Below are 18415 nucleotides of genomic sequence, written 5' to 3'. Positions count from 1 at the left end.
AATTGACAAGCAAGCGGCGTGGTGAAACAACGCGCGATGCGCCTTTACCGGTGCGCTTCGGTGTTGCGCCCAGCCGTGTACACCTGCCGCGGGGAACGTGGCCGACATTGCTGGACTTTCTGCTGGAACGGTTCAAGCACATTCCGGCGGACATCCTGCGCGCGCGTCTGGAGCGCGGCGACATTGTGGATCAGGATGGTACGGTCCAGACACTGGCCAGCCCATATCGCGCGTTGCGCTGGCTTTGGTACTACCGCGAAGTGCCAGACGAAGAGTCCGTGCCTTTTGATCTTCCGGTGTTGTTCCGCGATGACTTCCTGGTGGTGGCCGACAAGCCGCATTTCCTCGCCAGTACGCCAGGCGGGCGTTATCTGCAGGAGACGGCTCTGATACGATTGCGCAGCCAGCTTGACCTGCCCTTGTTGAGCCCGTTGCACAGATTGGACCGGGATACGGCCGGAGTGCTGCTGTTTTCCACAGATCCTCAATTCCGCGGCGCGTACCAGTCGCTGTTCCAGCACCGGGAGGTCCAAAAAGTGTACGAGGCGGTTGCCCCATTACGAGATGACCTTGATTTGCCGATGGTGTATCGAAGCCGCCTGGAGCCGCGCGCCAGCCACTTCACCATGCATGAGACACCGGGTGCGGCCAATAGCGAGACTCATATTGAACTGATCGGGAATATTGCACGTCGTGAAGGACTCGGGCATTATCGGCTCAGGCCGCATACCGGACGCAAGCATCAGCTGAGGGTCCACATGAGTGCCCTCGGTATTCCGATATGCAACGACGGTTTCTATCCCGAACTCCAGGCCTACGCCGATGCGGGCGACTTTAGCAGCCCTTTGCAGCTGATCGCGCGCACCATCGAGTTCAAGGACCCGTATAGTGGCGGCTTGCGCCGCTTTGAAAGCTTGCGCAGGCTGGCCTACCAGGAAGAACCAGGCGTTGCATAGCGTCCAGCGTCGTATCGGATCGAGGCGGCCACCGGTGCGCCGGTGCGCCGGTGCGCCGGTGCGCCGGTGCGCCGGTCCGCCGGTCCTCCGGGACGATCAGTACCGATCGAAATAAGACTGGATTGATTGCGGATCGCGAGTGTTGTGCAAGGCCAGCATCAACAATATCCGCGCCTTCTGGGGATTCAGGGAGTTGCCCGACACGAGCCGCAGTTTGTTGTCCGTCTTGCTCTCCGAGACGACGCCCGAGCCGACGCGTGTGGACCGTACGCAGACGACATTGCCTTTGAGCGCCAGGTGCGCCCCTTTTTTCACGGACGTCGAGATGCTTCCATTGCCGGTTGCTGCGATAACAATCCCTTGCACGCCAGCCTTGATCGATGCTTCGTAGAGGTGCAGGCCGGCGTTCTGGTGATCGTAGATGATGTCCACCGACGGCAGGGATTTCACGCCAGTCACGTCGAACTCGGACTGGGTCGTATGCCGGGTTGTCGGGGTCTGGAAGATATGGATCTTTCCGTTATGGATCTGGCCGAGATAGCCCTGGTCATGAGAGCGGAAGCTGTCAGGCTGGGTGCTATGGGTTTTGCTTGTGTAGCGGGCGGCGGAGATCTGGTCGTTCATCAGGACAAGAACGCCGTGTCCATGGGCCTTTTTGCTCGCCGCCAACAATACGGCGTTGAACAGATTCAATGGTCCGTCCGCGCTGAGCGCCGAACTGGGTCGCATGGCCCCCACCATGACTACCGGTTTATGGCTTTTTATGGTGAGATTCAGAAAATAAGCCGTTTCTTCAAGCGTGTCCGTTCCGTGTGTGATCACCACGCCATCGACCGCAGGGTCGGACAGTTCTTTGTTGATCCTTCCTGCAAGCTTCAAGAGCATCTTGTTAGTGATGGCATGGCTTTCCACGTTGAAAACCTGGCTGCAGCGCAGCCGTGCTACCGCGTTGAGCTCCGGTATCGCCGTCAGGAGTGTATCGATGCTCTGTGTAACGGTGTAGTCGTTTAGCGTGGTCGCACTACCGGCCGTGGCGGCGATGGTGCCGCCCGTGCCCAGCAAGACGACACGCGGAAGAGGAAGCATGGTCATTTATGATACGCGTAGCCCAAGTTGCCGCATTATCCCGCAGCAAGGGGTCCCATGGCAATGCTGGACGGTATAGTGCGGCGTGCCGCCGCACTAGGAATAACTCGGGCGTCGGCGCAGATCGGCCGGTGGGCATTTTATCTGGGCGCGGTATTTCGATACCGTGCGCCGAGCCACCACTACCCCTTCGCGCGCGAGTTTGCGTGCCAGAACCACATCCGACAATGGCTCCTTGGGATCCTCCGCATCGATCATCTCCTGGATCAGCGCGCGCACGGCCACCGCCGAGCAGGTCCCGCCCGACTGAGTGGCCAGCTCCCGCGAAAAGAATGATTTGAATTCATAAATACCACGCGGAGAAGCCAGGTACTTGTTGCTCGTGGCCCGCGAAATCGTCGATTCGTGCATGCCCAGTTCATCGGCAATTTCGCTCAACATCATGGGACGGAGGGCGATTTCGCCATAGTCGAAGAAGGTTTGCTGGCGCGCCACGATAGCCTGTGCGACCAGTTGTATGGTGCTCTTGCGCTGTTCCAGGCTGCGCATCAGCCAGCGCGCTTCCTGCAGCGCCTGGGCCATGAGAGACCGGTCACCATAGCGGCTCTGGCGAAAGAGTTGCGCATAGGCGTTGTTCAGGCAAGCACGCGGCGTTGCCTCTTCGTTGGACGTGGCCACCCAGAGTCGACCTACTTTACGGACGATGGCGTCAGGTATCACATAGCACGACGGGTCCACTGCTGAATACTGGCCACCGGGGCGCGGCGACAGCGTCCGTATCAGCATGCACGCTTCCTGGATGGTCTCTTCGGTACACGACAGCGCCTTGGCCAAGCCCGCGTAATCGCACCGACCCAGCCTTTCGATCGCTTCATCCACAATGCGCAAGGCCATCGCCTTACCTGGCTCATGGTCCGGCAGGGCGTTCAGTTGCAGGGTGAGACACTCCGGCAGATTGCGGGCTGCCAGGCCGGGCTGGCCTAGCTGTTGCACGAGTCGCAAGGCAATCTCCCATTCATCGTTGCTGACTGGGGGCGTAAATTCCTGAGCGCTCGCCAACTCTGAAAAGGGCACGCGGAGGTAACCGTCATCATCGAGAGCCTCGATGATGAACTCGGTCAAATAGCGTTCCCGCTCGCTCAAATGGTAGCTGCATAGATCGGCACGCAGCGATTCCTGGAGGCTCCCGGTGCTGCGTGCCCATTGTCCCACGTCGCTGTCCGGTCGATCGGAATTCCGTTGAGTAGGATAGTCGCCCGAATAGGCTGGGGCGTCAGTCAGGCTGCTTGCCAGGTATTCCGTTTCGGGCGGCGTCACGTCCTGTCCGTTGTCGGCGTCGACATACTGCGCCGGGTCCGCGGCCACCTCATTGTCCATCAGGGACGGCGTGTCTTCGAATCCGTGGTCCGCTAAGCCTGATTTCTCGTCGGAGGCAACGGGATCTTCAGGCTCTTCGAGGAAGGGGTTGTTGGCAATGGCTTCGGCCACTTCGCGGCTGAAGTCCAGCGTGGACATTTGCAGCAGTTTGACGGACTGTTGCAGGCGTGGGGTAAGACTGGTCTGCTGCCTGGCTTGCAGTTCGTAGGTGATCTGAGTCAATTGCGTCTCCTTGGTTTGTTCGAACCTTTTGAGCTATACGGTTAAGAGGACGCAATGCTCATGCCAGGTCGTGTAACTAAGCGCTTCAGCGGGTATCAACTTCATATATGCCGTACTTCTCTTGCGCGACGTGCGATATCAGTCGATGTAAGTGAATTGTGAGCCATGGATAGCCTGTTCTTGTGCGCCTTTCACTTCCCGCATGGCGGTCCAATTTACCGATGCGTGTAAGAACTTCCCGACGCTTCATGACGCACCGCGCGCTAATGCTCGCTCTTTCGGCACATGATTTGCTGCCACGGGTGGCCGCAGACGTTTGTGCCAACAATCGAATTACGAATGGTATGAGGAGCGTGTGATGAACAACGAAGATCAACGACACCATGGAAAACGCAAGTGCAAGCAGGATGGGCGAGACAAGGAACGTATGCGCGAGGGCCATCTTGGCCCGCGCCGGTATCCAGGCGTGCACGCCACCGAGCAAGGCGAGTCATTGAGCAGTCGTAGCGCTGATCCGGGGCAAAGCAGTTATGGGGGATTTGCAAACGAAGATCCGGGTTTCCAGCGTCAGCAGTTGGAACACGCCCAAGGCGCACGCGAGCGCATTCTTCCTAAAGGATATGTGCGTTCGGATGAACGTATTTACGAAGACGTGTGTGAAAAGTTGAGCCATAGCGGTCTCGACGTTTCGGAGGTGTCGGTCAGTGTGGCGCAGGCGAAAGTGACATTGGAAGGCACGGTAAAGAGCCGGCGCGTCAAGCATGCCATCGAGGACTGCGTCGATGATTGCACTGGCATCTCCGATATCGATAACCGCATCACCGTGCAGCGCGTCTAGGCAGGCGTCCGCAAGCGGGCGCACAAATGTGCCGGCATCCATTGGTGGAGAGGAGAGCATCATGCGAAGAGTTGCCATTGTCAGTGAGCATGCATCGCCAATTGCGCAGGCTGGAAGCGTGGACAGTGGCGGCCAGAATGTATATGTGGCTCAAGTCGCGCGACAGCTTGCGGCACAGGGGTATGCCGTTGATGTCTTCACCAGAAGGGATAGTTCCCGATTACCCCACGAGATGGAATGGGGGAAGGGCCTGCGAATTATCAACGTCCCGGCCGGCCCCGCGCGCTACCTGCCCAAGGAGGAGATGCTTCCATACATGGGGCAGTTCGGTGAATTCATGACGCGCTATTTTGGCAGGAGCAGCCATTCCTATGACCTTATACATGCCAACTTTTTCATGTCAGCCATGGCTGCGCTGCCGGTAGCCCGACGATACGGGCTGCCTTTGGCAGTGACCTTCCATGCCCTTGGCCGCGTCCGTCGCCAGCACCAGGCCGACGCCGATAAGTTTCCCGATACGCGCTTCGCGATCGAAGACGAAGTGGTGCGCTCTGCCGACCGCATCATCGCCGAGTGTCCGCAAGACAGGCATGATCTCGTCGAGCTTTACGGGGCCGATCCGGATCGCATCAGCATGATTCCTTGCGGATATGATCCACAGGAAATGTGGCCCATGGAAATGGCTACAGTCCGATCTTCATTGGGATGGGACAAGAAAGCCTTTTACATTCTGCAGCTCGGACGCATGGTGCCCCGAAAAGGCGTCGACAATGTGATCCGCGGGATGAGTCGCTTGCGCAAAGAGTATGGTGTGGACGCCCGGCTATGCATCGTAGGAGGCAACACCACCGCTCCACTGGAAGAGGCGACGCCGGAGCTCGCCCGTTTGAAGGCCGTAGCGCGGGAGGAGGGCGTGCTGGACTTTGTCGAGTTTACCGGTCGTCGTGGTCGTAACCAGTTGCGTGCTTATTATTGTGCCAGTGATGTGTTCGCGACCACGCCCTGGTACGAACCATTCGGCATTACTCCGGTGGAAGCGATGGCGTGCGCCAGGCCGGTGGTCGGGTCTGATACTGGCGGTATTCGCTACACCGTCGTGGACGGCGTCACCGGCTTCCTGGTTCCGCCGAAGGATCCTGGCGCGCTTGCGGAGCGCTTGGCTCGCCTGGCGCAAGACAGCAGTCTGTCTTACCGGATGGGCAGGGCCGGTGCGCAGCGTGCAGAGCGGCTGTTCAGCTGGCGCTGCGTGGGTACACAGTTGGCAGACGTGTTCGAAAGCCTTTGCGGGGGGGCGTTTGCGCAGCGGTCCGCGCGGCATTGGGAGGCGGGTGATCGTCTCATCGCCTGACCCCGTACACCATCGATTACGCAAACATGACAGTCAAAATGAGGGAATACGATGGATGCCTATGATTACCAGACAGTGGCCGGACGTTCCGTCTTGGTCACGGGAGCAGGGCGCGGCCTTGGCGCGGCGATATGTGAATCGCTAGCGGCCGAGGGTGCTCATATTATCGTAACCGACATCAACGAGTCCTCCGCCAAAGCTGTTGCCGAACGCATCAATGCGTCTACAGGCCACGCCTGCGCTTTCCAACTCGACGTGGGCGATGAAGAACAGGTGCGCCGGGTGCTCGACGGCAGCGTCACATTGTTCGGCCGCCTGGACGCGATTGTAAATAATGCCGGCATTGATGTGACGTTGAGCATACGGGAGCTCACCACTTCCGACTGGGAAAGAGTCATGCGCACAAACTTGACGGGCCCGTTCCTTTTGGCAAAGTACGGGCTGGCCCATTTGGCGCCTGGTGGCCACATCGTCAATATTGCATCCACGGCCGCGCGTCGTGCGTGGCCGAACGCTAGCGTATATCACGCAAGTAAATGGGGCCTCATGGGGCTATCGCACGCCCTGCATGCCGAGTTGCGTTCGTCGGGCATCAAGGTGTCGGCAATTATTGCGGGGGGAATGCGCACGCCGTTCCTTCTGGACCGGTTTCCCGATATAGACCAGGGGACGCTGCAGGATCCGTTGAATGTGGCAAGGGCTGTGAAATTCGTGTTGACGCAGCCGCCTGAAACCGTGATCCCCGAGGTCATGGTTCTTCCCATGAAGGAGACATCCTGGCCATGACAGCCGCAATATTCCTGGACAAGGATGGGACTCTGCTCGAAGACGTTCCCTACAACGTCGATCCGGGCAAAATGACCTTTGCACCGGGCGCAAGGTCGGGGCTGGGCAGGTTGGGAAAATTAGGCCTTCCCATTTTCGTCATCACCAACCAGCCCGGGATTGCTCTGGGCTGCTTCACGACGGACGATCTGGCGCCCATGGTGGCGCAGTTGGGCGACATGTTCGCGCAGGCCGGTGCGATGTTGAGCGGGTTCTATTATTGCCCTCACCATCTCCTGGGAACGGTAGCCGTGCACGCGAGGATCTGTGATTGCCGCAAGCCCGCCCCCGGCCTGTTGTTCCGTGCCGCGACAGAACACGCAATCAATCTCCACAGTTCCTGGTTCATCGGCGACATCCTTGACGACGTTGAAGCGGGTCGGGCGGCAGGCTGCAAGACCGTGTTGATCGACAACGGCAATGAGACAAAGTGGGAAATTAATGATCGACGGCAACCCGATCACATGGCGCCCGATCTTGACGAGGCCAGCGACTGGATATTCCATTGGTACGCCGTGCAGTCGGTATTCGCGCCGGACCGAACCATACGAGGTGCAAAGCATGGCAACCCTGCCTGACTGGAACGATGCCAGGCGCATTCTGTGCGTACGCCTGGACAATATGGGTGATGTGTTGATGAGCACTCCCGCCATCCGCGCCATGAAAACATTACGGCCGAATGCAAGGTTAAGTTTGATGACGTCCCGCTCCGGCGCGCTCGTGGCCGATTTCCTGCCGGATGTGGACGATACGATCGTGTACGACGCTGCATGGGTGAAGAACGGCTCCCAGGGAAATGAAGACGACATTGCCGCCATAAAAGAACTCGCCCGCAGACGATTCGATGCCGCCGTCATCTTTACGGTCTACAGCCAAAGTGCCTTGCCGGGTGCAATGATGTGTCATTTGGCAGGGATTCCCTTGATTCTGGCGCATTCCCGCGAAAACCCATATCGCTTGCTAAGTCATTGGGTCCGCGAAACGGAACCTCAGCAGGGGGCCAGGCATGAAGTCCAGCGGCAACTCGACCTAGTGGCGTCGGTTGGGGCACATAGCACCAACACGCGTTTGGCATTTTTGACGCGCCAAGCTGACCGGCGTTCCATGCTGCAGGTACTGCGTGCCAGCAACGTGCCGAACGCTGGCGATTGGATTGTGGTGCACTGCGGCGCCACGGCGGAATCCCGTCGTTATGGTGCAAACGGTTTCTCGAGCATGCTGTCGCTGCTTGACGCGGGTGGACGGCCAGTCCTGCTGACGGGAAGCGCACATGAACGCGAACTTGTCGACCGGATAATCGCTGGCACCCAGGGCATGAACCAGTTGGTCAATCTCGCCGGCCGTCTGGACCTCGGGCAGTTCGGCTGCCTGATACAGGATGCTTCGCTTCTCATCTCGAATAACACAGGTCCTGTGCATATTGCCGCCGCAGTACAGACCCCCGTCGTCGATCTCTATGCCTTGACGAATCCCCAGCACACGCCATGGCAGGTCGAGCACCGTGTCCTGTCTTGCGACGTTCCATGCAAATATTGTTATCGCAGTGTATGTCCCTATGGCCATAACGCCTGCCTGACCGGAATCGCCCCAGAAGAAATCGTGCAGGCTGCATACGAATTGCTGGGTGGCCGCGAGGCCCTGCGAACCATGAATGGCGGAGCCACCACATCGGAGGGTATATGCGCACATTAGGCATCAATGCTGCATTTCACGATTGTGCGGCGGCGCTGGTTTGTGATGGTAAGGTGTTGGCCGCCGCGGAGGAGGAGCGCTTCACTCGCATCAAGCACGGGAAGCGGCCAGTCCCTTTTTCCACTTGGCAGCTACCCTATAACGCCATTGACTACTGCCTGTCCGTAGCCGGCATCGACCTGCGCGACGTCGACCATATCGCTTATTCGTTTGCGCCGCGGCTATTGCAGGATAGTCTCGCACCGGGCAACAGGATCGTCCTTCCGCTGGAGCCTTCGTCGGCGGGACATGCGCAAGGCGCTGGGTCACCGTGGGATCCCTTGTTTCTGTCCTACATCGTCAACGCGCCGCGCCAGTTGGCGGACGGCGCGCCACATCATTTGCAAGCCCGGTTTGCCAGCGCCGGCCTGGCCCGCATTATGGAACGCTGGCAATTCCTGGAGCATCACCTTGCCCATGAGGCCAGCGCTTTTTTGGCCAGCCCCTACGAAGAGACAGCCGTTCTAACCATGGACGGACGTGGTGAGCGGACGTCGACAAGTTACGGCCACTTTGAAGGCGGTAATTACAGACGGCTCAGGCAGATCGATTTGCCTCATTCGTTGGGATTGTTATACGAAGAGGTGACACGATACTTGGGATTTCTCCATTCGTCTGATGAGTACAAAGTGATGGCCCTGGCCTCATACGGCAAGCCAGCCTTTACAAAGGACTTCCGGGAAGTTATCAAGGCCGACGGCGATGGCGGCTATTCCACGTCTGCGCCCCAGCTTGAAAAACGCTTCGGTCCACCTCGCACGAAAGGGCAGGAATTTCAGCAGAAACATATGGACATCGCCCATTCTCTGCAGCAGGTGCTGGAGGAAACGATATTGCGGATGGCAGAATGGCTGTACGAGAAGACCGGCTCCCCGAACCTCTGCATGGCGGGCGGCGTCGCGCTCAATTGCGTGGCAAATGCCCGGTTGGCCAACGACGGTCCATTCCAGAATGTGTGGGTACAGCCGGCAGCGGGCGACGCCGGTACGGCGCTGGGTGCGGCGCTTTGGGTGGATTTCGAGAAACGGGGAGAAGGCAGCCGTGGCTGGATTATGGACCATGCATATCTTGGGCCAGCGTATTCGGATTCCGAAATCGAGGCTTTCCTGCGCCGCTCACAGCTTGCCTACCGTCGATTGAAGAACGTAGCCGAAGAAACGGCCGATCTACTGGCACAGGAGAAGATAATTGGCTGGTTCCAGGGACGAATGGAGTTCGGGCCGCGTGCACTGGGTGCCCGTTCCATCCTCGCTTCGCCACGCGATCCGGCCATGCAGGCCAGGTTGAACGAACTCAAAGATAGGGAAGACTTCCGGCCCGTGGCGCCCCTGGTCATCGAAGAGCAGGCGCAGGAATGGTTCGATGCCGGCCGGAAAAGCACCATAGTCGCGCCATTCATGCTGTTCGTATACAACGTTCTGAAGGAAAAGACCAATCTCATTCCGGCAGTGTGCCATATCGATGGAACGGCACGTGTGCAGACTGTGAACAGCATGCAACATGGACTCTTGTATGACCTTCTGCGCGCATTCGGGGAAAGAACCGGAGTGCCAGTGCTGGTGAATACATCGTTCAATACGCGGGGCGAACCCGTGGTGTGCAGTCCCCGGGATGCGCTCGAGTGTTTCTGGACTTCGCCGCTTGACGCGCTCGTGATAGGAAGTTATCTGGTGGAGAAGGCGCGATGACGGGGCTGCCGTCCACCGGGTTGCCGGCCACCGGGCTGCCGGCCACCGGGCTGCCGGCCATATCGGTAGTGGTTCCGACGTACCAGCGACCCGACTTGCTGGAACGCTGTCTGGAAGCACTTGTAAAGCAGAGTCTGCCTGGCGACGTTTGGGAGCTCCTGGTGTGTGATGACGGTCCGAGTGTCCAGACCGAGGCATTGGTACACGATATCGCCCAGCGTGCAGATGGCCGTCCTCCGGTGCGCTATCTTCCGGTCATTGGTACGCAAGGTCCGGCGGGTGCCCGGAATGTCGGCTGGCGTGCCGCGCGAGCGCCCATCATTGCGTTTACCGATGACGACACCATACCGGAACCGGATTGGCTCAAGACAGGCCTGGAAACAATGGATTCCGGCGTGGACGCCGCCGTCGGTACAGTCCTTATGCCCTTGCCGGAGAAACCGGGTGACCTGGAGCGCGATGCGGCACGACTGACCCACGCCGAATTCGTTACTGCCAATTGTTTCGTCAGACGCGACGCGCTTGAATCGGTGGGCGGCTTCGACGAGCGTTTTACGCTGGCGTGGCGTGAAGACTCCGACCTGCATTTCGCTTTGCTGGAACGGGGCCTAGTGATTGCGCCGGCATTGGGCGCGACTGTCGTACACCCATTGAGACCCATGCGATTCGGGGCCAGCCTGGGCATGCAAAAGAAAGTGATGTTTGATGTCTTGCTTTATAAAAAATTTCCACGGCTGTATCGGCAGCGGATACGCAGTGGCCCGCCCTGGCTTTATCTCGCCATTTGCGCCAGTTTGCTGACCATGTTGCTTGCGCTACTGATGGGGCAATTCGAGTTGGCCGGATCCGCCGCCGGAATCTGGGGATTGCTGACCGCGTATTTTTTCATCTGGCGGCTACGCCTCAGCGCCTGCACCTTGCCGAATATCGCCGAAGTTCTGTTTACGTCCCTGTTCATCCCGCCTCTTTCGATATTCTGGCGCCTGGTGGGCGCCGCCCGGTTCGGTAGAGGTTTGCCATGACAAAAGGGACGGGTATTTGGCACCCAGCGCCACGCAGCATGGCCGTATTCCGTGCCTTGAACCTGGGCGACCTGCTTTGCTCGATCCCGGCATTCCGGGCGTTGCGGCGAGCTTTGCCTGACACGATGATTACGCTGATAGGCCTGGAGAGCGCCATACCCATCGTGGAGCGGTTCCAATCCTATATCGATGAGCTGGTACTGTTTCCCGGAGATCCCTCTTTCCCGGAACAGCCGGCGCGCATGGAGAGGATGCCGAAATTCCTTGACCGGCTACGCGACAGGAAATTTGACCTTATTCTGCAGATGCATGGGTCTGGCGCGCGGTCTAACCAGATCGTCCAGTGCATGAACCCGCGTCGCTGGGCGGGCTTTGTCCCCGATGATGGCCAGCAAGAACCGGGGCGCTTGATGACGTGGCCGGACGATCTGCCTGAAATTCACCGGTATCTGGCACTTCTGTCGTACCTCGGACTGCCGGCGTCGGAAGATGCTCTCGAGTTCCCATTGAACGATGACGATCGCAGCGAGGCCGATGCGGCGGCCATCCAGGCAGGTGTCGACCTCGATCGTACGATTTTCATTCATCCTGGAGCGCGCATGGCTTCTCGTCGATGGCCTCTGGAAAGTTTTGCCGGTGTCATGCAGGGTTTGGCGAAGCAGGGCTGGCAGCTTGCCGTGACCGGTGGTCCCGACGAAGATGAGTTGACCGCGGATCTTATTCAGCGCGCTTGCGTTCCGGCAGCAAATTTTTCGGGGAAAACATCATTGGGCGGGCTGGTCGCCCTGTTACAGCGGGGTCGCATGATCATTTGCAATGACACCGGCGTCTCTCACTTGGCCGCGGCCGTTCGTCTTCCCAGCATCGTCATTGCTTCCGGTAGCGATGTGGCGCGGTGGGCTCCTCTGGATACGCGCTTGCATCGAGTGCTTCACGTCCCGATGCCATGTCGGCCATGCTCGTACTTCGAATGCCCGATTGGTCACCCTTGTGCGCTCGGTGTCAGCGCGGATCAGGTGATGGAGCAGGCGCAAGCGCAACTTGGAACAACATATGAGTAGCCTAAATTCCCCACGTGAATGTGTGCTGGTGGCCGGAGGCGCGGGTTTTCTTGGCTCGCATCTGTGCCGACGCCTGCTACACGAGGGCCATCATGTCACCTGCGTGGATAATTTCCTGACAGGCAGGCTTCACAATATCGCTTCCATGGCTGATCACCCCAATTTCCTGATGTTGCGTCACGATGTTATTGAGCCTTTGCGCTGTGATATCCGGCCGACACAGATCTATAACCTGGCCTGTCCGGCATCGCCTCGACATTACCAGGCCGACCCTGTGCATACGCTGCGTACCTGTGTGGATGGCGCATTCAACTTGCTGGAGTTTGCCCGGCAAAGCGGTGCACGGATTCTTCAGGCGTCGACCAGCGAAGTGTATGGCGATCCCCATGTGCATCCGCAGCCAGAGGAGTATCGGGGCAATGTAAATGTTGTGGGACCGCGATCGTGTTACGACGAAGGCAAGCGCTGCGCGGAGACGCTTTTTTTGGATTATGGCAGGCAAAACGATGTCCATACCAAGATAGCGCGTATTTTCAACACCTTTGGGCCCAGTATGGCGCAGGGCGATGGCAGGGTCGTATCGAATTTTATCGTCCAGGTTCTGACCGGCGAGAGGATGACGGTATACGGTGATGGAAGCCAGACGCGTGCGCTTTGCTACGTGGACGATATGATAGAGGGTCTGATGCGGCTGATGAATAGTGCGGACGACTTCCGCGGTCCGGTAAACCTTGGGTCGCCTCGTGAAAGCACGATATTGAATATTGCATACCGCATACGGCGCTTGGTAGGGTCGGACGTGCCCATCGAGTTCCTGCCTTTGCCGGCGGATGATCCCGTCCGGCGTTGCCCCGACATAACGGTGGCGCGCCATCACCTTGACTGGGAACCGAAGACTGATTTGGATACTGGCCTGAAGAAGACGATTGCCTATTTTTCAGAGCTGATGGCGGACGTGTCAAACAGCCATGCCGCTAGCGAAATTCTTCCAGCCGATTGTAAAGTGTCTTCGGACTGATGCCCAAGGCGAGGGCGGTGCGCCGCTTGTCGCCCGAATAATGTTCGAGCGTGGCCATGATGATTGCGCGCTGGGCCGAATTTAACGACGTACCTATCGGGATCTTCAGGTAGCCTTGCTTGACGGAAGGCATGGCGGTACGGATCGGTGCGCCCATAGGGGCAACGTCGACGACATCGTCCGCGAGAATGAAGGCGCGCGTGATACTGTTCTTAAGCTCGCGAATGTTTCCCGGCCAGTTGTAGTCTTCAAGGTGTGCCAACGAGCCGGGCGAAAAAACTTTGTTGGCTTTTTCCTGCTCGTTAAGTTCGTCCAGGAAACGTTGTGACAAATAGGCAATGTCGGACTTGCGCTCCCGCAGCGGGGGTACCCGTATGGGAAAGACTGCAAGGCGGTAAAGCAGATCGGACCGGAAGCTGCCGCTCTGGACCAGTTCCCGGGGATCACGATTGGTGGCCGCTACAATGCGCAGGTTGACGCTCAGTTGTTCGGAGCCGCCGACGCGATGGTATTGCCCCGATTCCAGCACCCGTAACAATCGAACTTGCATCGTCAGGGGCATTTCGGTGATTTCATCCAGGAACAGCGTGCCCGGATGGGCTCTTTCAAAACAGCCCATGGTGGTGGCTGATGCACCTGTGAAGCTGCCTTTTTCGTGACCGAACAATTCGCTCTCGGCTAGGGAAGGGCTTATGGCTCCGCAATTTATGGCAACGAAAGGGGCGTCACGCCGCAGGCTGCGTTCGTGTACGGCGCGCGCAACGATCTCCTTGCCTGTGCCGCTTTCTCCAATGATCAGCACACTTGCATCAGTGGGTGCAGCCTTCACTATGGATCTTGCAAGCTCAAACGCAGCCGGTGAGCGGCCAAGGACTTTCGACGAAGGAATCATGGAAAAAAGTCTAATCGCAAATTATGGGTGTCGGCACATTTTCGCATAATGTTTCCAAATACATTGATCCTTACGTTGCGTTTCATAAAAACCGCGTACGATAACTACTAAAACTGTTCCATAGGCGCTAGGCCGATGACTCCAGGAGCCCTCGCGACGCGCCTGAATATGGCACGCTGACGCGAAGGCTCGGTAACCTTACTAGGAAGCTACTATGCCGCATCTCCTGATCACCGATGATGAAGCTTCCATTCGAGACTTGATCGCCGATATTGCGAGTGACGAAGGGTACACGGTAGCGCATGCCGCCGACATACGCCAGGCGCGTATCCAGATTGAACGGCAAAAGCCGGACGTGATTTTGCTTGACATGCAGTTGCCCGACGGCGACGGCATCGAATTCTGGTCAAATCTTGAGCTTCCCGATACGCAGGTCGTTTTTATTACTGGTTACTCCAGTGTCGATAGCGCGATCAAGGCGTTGCGCTGCGGCGCCGTCGATTATCTCTTGAAGCCGGTAAGCTTGCGACGATTGCGTGGTGTGCTGGCCGAACTGAAGGCGCTACTGCAAAAGCAACCCACGCCCGGATCCACCGATTGCTTCGCGAGGATGGTGGGAAATTCGCGTGCCATGCAGCTACTGTGCGCCCACATTGAGAAGGTAGCGCCTACTCAGGCGACGGTATTGCTGGTTGGTGAGAGCGGTACCGGCAAGGAACTGGCCGCAGAGGCCATACACCTTGCCAGTCCTCGTCATCAGAAGCCTTTTATGCCGGTCAATTGCGGAGCAATTTCTCCCAATCTCATCGAGAGCGAGCTGTTCGGTCACGAAAAGGGCAGTTTCACCGGCGCGGACCGCCAGCACAAGGGTTACTTCGAACGCGCCTCGGGCGGAACGCTTTTCCTCGACGAGATCACCGAAATGTCCATGGAATTGCAGGTTCGCCTGCTCCGTGTACTGGAGACCGGCCGCTTCATGCGGGTAGGGACGCATGAAGAAATCGCGGCCGATGTGCGCGTCGTGGCGGCGACCAATCGCAATCCCGAGCAGGCGGTCGCCAACGGTACATTGCGCGAAGATTTATACCACCGTCTCAGTGTCTTCCCGCTGGAGTTGCCGCCCTTGCGCGATCGCGATACCGACGTTCTGATCTTGGCCGAACATTTTCTCAACAAGCTCAATGTCGAGGGCAAGACAAAGAAAACTTTTTCACCCGCGGCTCTCAAGGCCATGAGCGATTATTCATGGCCAGGAAATATCCGGGAGTTGCGCAACTTTGTTTACCGCAGCTACATCCTGGCCGACACAGTCATCCATGGGGATTTCAACACTTTCGAGCTGGAATCGCATTCGGCTGGCTGGGGTTCAGAGATAATGGTGCCGGTCGGTGTGCCGCTGGCCGACGCTAATAAACAGCTCATCCTGGCGACACTCAAGCAGTGTGGAGGGGTCAAGAAGGCGGCCGCTGAAATGCTGGGTATAAGCCTCAAGACACTCTATAACCGTCTGGAAGAGTATGGCGCGGCCGGCGACGTCGACGAGTCTTCTTCATTCCGTTAGACGGTGCAAAGTGCGAACCGGCGAATGTGCCTTCCCGGTAGTCCTGGCTCTGGCACGAAATATGCTGTTCATGTCCAGTTCATAAGGGCTGCGACGACATGAAAACTCAGCTAGAAGGCCGCGCGACAATTGTCGTGCTTACACACAACAGACGCATGCAGGTCCTAGGTACCTTGGATTACCTCCATCGCTTGCCAGGAAGGTGGCCGATAGTCGTGGTTGACAATGGATCCACCGACGGTACACCGCGCGCGATTGCGACGCGCTTTCCTTCCATCATGTTGATTCGCGCCAATCGCAACATGGGGGCGGCAGCGCGCAACTTCGGCGTGGCCTATGCACAAACTCCTTACGTCGCCTTTTGCGACGACGACACGCAATGGGAGCCCGGCGCTCTGGAGCGGGCGGTGAGCCTTCTCGATAACAGTCCTTCCGTTGCAGTAGTGAGTGCTTGCGTTCAGGTGGGCGCCACCCGAAGGCCTGACCCGACATGCCTGTCAATGGCGCAAAGCCCGTTGGCCAGGGAGCACCTGCCCGGACCCCAATTGCTTGGGTTCATGGCCGGCGCCTGTGTCATGCGGACCAGCGCATTTTACGAAGTGGGCGGGTATTGGCCGCCGCTATTCATTGGTGGCGAGGAGGCGCTCATGGCGCTGGATCTCGTCGAGCGGGGGTGGCGTATCGTATACGCTGATGACGTGATAACGCGCCATTTTCCTTCGCTCTCCAGGGATACCCGGCTGCGCGAGCGACTGCTGATTCGTAATGCGATTTGGGTCGCGTGGATGCGGCGACCCTTGCGTGCGGCCTGGCACGAAACAAACGTCCAGTGGCGTGCCGCTCGTGAAAGAGGCATTGCGTGGCCCACGATGGTGCAAATGATACTTGGCTTGCCGCGGGCGTTGCGATACCGCAAGGTCATATCACCAGCGGTCGAAAGCATGCGTGCCCTGCTCGATATCACTGCGGGGAGCCCCGGGACAGCAGGTTCTCAGAATTCCGACCGCCGGACGGCCTGATTTCCCTCAAAAGTCTTTGTCCGCAGGCACGACGTTTGCTCTAGATTGCCTACATGCCTGTCGGCTGACTTTTGGAGAACAATGTGGTGCTACGAATTCTGGCGGTTACCTCTGAGGCCTTCCCCCTCGCAAAGACCGGCGGTTTGGGCGATGCGGTGAGCGGGCTTAGCATGTCTGTCCAAGAGGGTGGCGCACAGGTTACTTTGTTGTTGCCTGCCTACCCGTCAACGATGTCCCATGTAAGCCAGGTGTCGGTCGTTTCGGTACTGGATGGCCTTCCGGGAGGCGATGCAACGTTGCTGTCCGCCTATTGTCCCGAGCTGGGCCTGCCTGTCCTGCTGCTGAAAAACGATGCTTTATACGAACGTGCCGGTTACTACGTAGATCCGGACGGAATTGAATACGCCGACAATGCGCTGCGATTCGCCGCCTTGTCGCATGGTGCTGCGCGGATTGCGCAGGGGCTCGAAGGAATACCGCGTCCTCATATCGTACATGCTCACGACTGGCATACCGCATTGACGCCATTACTGATGCACCAAATGAAGGTTACCGACATCAGGACCGTACTTACCTTGCATAACGTGGCATTTCAGGGTGTCTTCCCTATGGCCAACGCCGACGCCCTGGGCATTGCACCACAGTACCGCACGGATGAAGGAATGGAGTATTGGGGGCAGCTCAATTTCCTTAAGGCGGGTATCCGGTATGCGGACCTCATTACCGTGGTGAGTCATAATTACGCAAGGGAGATACTGACGCCCCGATTCGGTTGCGGATTGGAAGGCGTGTTGGCGACGCGCAGCAGCGATATCATCTCGATTCCGAATGGGATAGACACGAAGCTATGGAATCCGCAGGCCGACCCCTATTTGAGGGGAAGGCCATTCAGTGCAGATCACCTTTCCAACAAGGCCTTATGCAAAAGTGATCTTCAGCGCAGTTTCGGCTTGGTTGAAAATCCCCGGGCAACCGTCATGGCGATGGGTAGTCGTTTGACCTCGCAGAAGATGGCCGATCTTGCCGCCAATGCGATCCCAATGGCGCTTGATGCTCATACAGACTTGCAGGTTTGCATAATGGGTATGGGGGACCATGCGCTAGAAGCGCGGCTCAGTCAGCTGGTCGGGCGCTATCCGGGGCGGTGCAGCGTATCCATCGGATTCGAGGAAGCGCGCGCTCACTTATTGCATGCCGGTGCGGACATGCTGTTGCACGGAAGCAGGTTCGAGCCATTTGGTTTGACGCCGCTCTATTCGATGCGTTATGGCACCATCCCGGTTGCATCCCGCGTTGGCGGTATGGCCGACACGATCGTGGATCCGGGTGCGGGCCAGGCTGCGGGAGCCATGCATGCTGCCACCGGCGTATTGTTCGACGGCGAAAGCACGGACGATATGGTTCGCGCCATTGCTCGCGCAATGGGCTTGCGCAGCTACCCGGCAATTTGGCGGGCCATGCAAATGAACGGCATGAGGGCCGACTTCAGTTGGGCCAAGACGGCACCGGCTTACCTCAGCGCCTACCAGTCCTTATGCCCCGCTGTTGGGCTCGAGCGTATACCGGAACGGATATCCGGGCGTTTGTCGGAACGGATGCCAGAGCGTCGGCGCGCGACGACCGGATTCGTTGGGCAGGCGAATCGGGCGAATCCCGGCGTGCTTGCAGCGCGTAGCGGCGCTGCCGCCGGTACGACTGGCAAATTGAACAGGCTTCGCGAGGGCGTGTCTTTGGAACCCATGGGCCCACACCGAGCCTCCGCGGCGTGAGA

General features: G+C 58.3%; 16 protein-coding genes. 13 read left to right on the top strand and 3 right to left on the bottom strand.

What is annotated here, in order from left to right:
- Positions 1–2: 2 nt before the first annotated feature.
- Entirely contained in the window at positions 3–956 is a 954-nt protein-coding gene (locus CR155_RS07240) for a pseudouridine synthase (protein ID WP_102069327.1), read from the top strand.
- 96 nt (positions 957–1052) lie between these two features.
- Here the strand turns inward: CR155_RS07240 and CR155_RS07235 are convergent, their stop codons facing one another.
- Together CR155_RS07235 and CR155_RS07230 are read right to left on the bottom strand one after the other, a co-directional pair.
- Positions 1053–2048 (bottom strand): type II asparaginase, encoded by a 996-nt coding sequence (locus CR155_RS07235; protein ID WP_102069326.1) that lies wholly within the window; start codon positions 2046–2048, stop codon positions 1053–1055.
- 90 nt (positions 2049–2138) lie between these two features.
- Positions 2139–3641, bottom strand: a complete 1503-nt coding sequence (locus CR155_RS07230; RefSeq protein WP_102069325.1) for an RNA polymerase factor sigma-54 — start codon at positions 3639–3641, stop codon at positions 2139–2141.
- 358 nt (positions 3642–3999) lie between these two features.
- On the opposite strand from CR155_RS07230, the gene CR155_RS07225 reads away from it, so the two are divergent.
- The 9 genes from CR155_RS07225 to CR155_RS07185 all read left to right on the top strand — a co-directional run bounded on the left by CR155_RS07225 (position 4000) and on the right by CR155_RS07185 (position 13172).
- The gene (locus CR155_RS07225) at positions 4000–4479 is read left to right on the top strand and encodes a BON domain-containing protein (RefSeq protein ID WP_102069324.1); all 480 of its coding nucleotides are present in this window, start codon (positions 4000–4002) and stop codon (positions 4477–4479) included.
- Positions 4480–4540: 61 nt separating this feature from the next.
- Entirely contained in the window at positions 4541–5827 is a 1287-nt protein-coding gene (locus CR155_RS07220; RefSeq protein WP_102069323.1) for a glycosyltransferase family 4 protein, read from the top strand.
- A 51-nt stretch (positions 5828–5878) separates the two neighbouring features.
- Positions 5879–6613 carry an SDR family oxidoreductase gene (locus CR155_RS07215; protein WP_102069322.1) on the top strand — a complete coding sequence of 245 codons (735 nt, stop codon included), beginning with the start codon at positions 5879–5881 and terminating at the stop codon, positions 6611–6613.
- Complete coding sequence (locus CR155_RS07210) at positions 6610–7230, top strand: D-glycero-alpha-D-manno-heptose-1,7-bisphosphate 7-phosphatase (protein ID WP_233213990.1); 621 nt, start codon at positions 6610–6612, stop codon at positions 7228–7230. The genes CR155_RS07215 and CR155_RS07210 overlap by 4 nt, the downstream gene beginning before the upstream one ends.
- Entirely contained in the window at positions 7214–8344 is a 1131-nt protein-coding gene (locus CR155_RS07205) for a glycosyltransferase family 9 protein (RefSeq protein ID WP_102069320.1), read from the top strand. The genes CR155_RS07210 and CR155_RS07205 overlap by 17 nt, the downstream gene beginning before the upstream one ends.
- Complete coding sequence (locus tag CR155_RS07200; RefSeq protein ID WP_102069319.1) at positions 8332–10071, top strand: carbamoyltransferase family protein; 1740 nt, start codon at positions 8332–8334, stop codon at positions 10069–10071. The genes CR155_RS07205 and CR155_RS07200 overlap by 13 nt, the downstream gene beginning before the upstream one ends.
- Positions 10068–11093, top strand: a complete 1026-nt coding sequence (locus CR155_RS07195; protein WP_102069318.1) for a glycosyltransferase family 2 protein — start codon at positions 10068–10070, stop codon at positions 11091–11093. Before CR155_RS07200 ends, CR155_RS07195 begins: the two co-directional genes overlap by 4 nt.
- A complete protein-coding gene (locus tag CR155_RS07190; protein ID WP_233213987.1) occupies positions 11090–12154 on the top strand; it encodes a glycosyltransferase family 9 protein in 1065 nt (354 codons plus the stop codon). The genes CR155_RS07195 and CR155_RS07190 overlap by 4 nt, the downstream gene beginning before the upstream one ends.
- Complete coding sequence (locus CR155_RS07185) at positions 12147–13172, top strand: UDP-glucuronic acid decarboxylase family protein (protein WP_102069316.1); 1026 nt, start codon at positions 12147–12149, stop codon at positions 13170–13172. The genes CR155_RS07190 and CR155_RS07185 overlap by 8 nt, the downstream gene beginning before the upstream one ends.
- Here CR155_RS07185 and CR155_RS07180 read toward each other — a convergent pair.
- The gene (locus CR155_RS07180) at positions 13129–14064 is read right to left on the bottom strand and encodes a sigma-54 interaction domain-containing protein (RefSeq protein WP_102069315.1); all 936 of its coding nucleotides are present in this window, start codon (positions 14062–14064) and stop codon (positions 13129–13131) included. The two genes, CR155_RS07185 and CR155_RS07180, sit on opposite strands and share 44 nt — an antisense overlap.
- A 214-nt stretch (positions 14065–14278) precedes the next feature.
- Here CR155_RS07180 and CR155_RS07175 point away from each other — a divergent pair, with 214 nt between their 5' ends.
- The 3 genes from CR155_RS07175 to glgA all read left to right on the top strand — a co-directional run bounded on the left by CR155_RS07175 (position 14279) and on the right by glgA (position 18413).
- A complete protein-coding gene (locus CR155_RS07175; protein WP_102069314.1) occupies positions 14279–15625 on the top strand; it encodes a sigma-54-dependent transcriptional regulator in 1347 nt (448 codons plus the stop codon).
- A gap of 98 nt (positions 15626–15723) precedes the next feature.
- Positions 15724–16644, top strand: coding sequence for a glycosyltransferase family 2 protein (locus CR155_RS07170; protein ID WP_102069313.1), 921 nt, complete (start codon positions 15724–15726; stop codon positions 16642–16644).
- 83 nt (positions 16645–16727) lie between these two features.
- Positions 16728–18413, top strand: coding sequence for a glycogen synthase GlgA (gene glgA / locus CR155_RS07165; RefSeq protein ID WP_102069312.1), 1686 nt, complete (start codon positions 16728–16730; stop codon positions 18411–18413).
- Positions 18414–18415: the final 2 nt, after the last annotated feature.

The sequence above is a fragment of the Pollutimonas nitritireducens genome, from assembly GCF_002849615.1.
Classification (GTDB): domain Bacteria; phylum Pseudomonadota; class Gammaproteobacteria; order Burkholderiales; family Burkholderiaceae_B; genus Pollutimonas; species Pollutimonas nitritireducens.
Note: the sequence above shows the minus strand (reverse complement) of the source record. Positions and strands in the feature narration are given on the sequence as shown.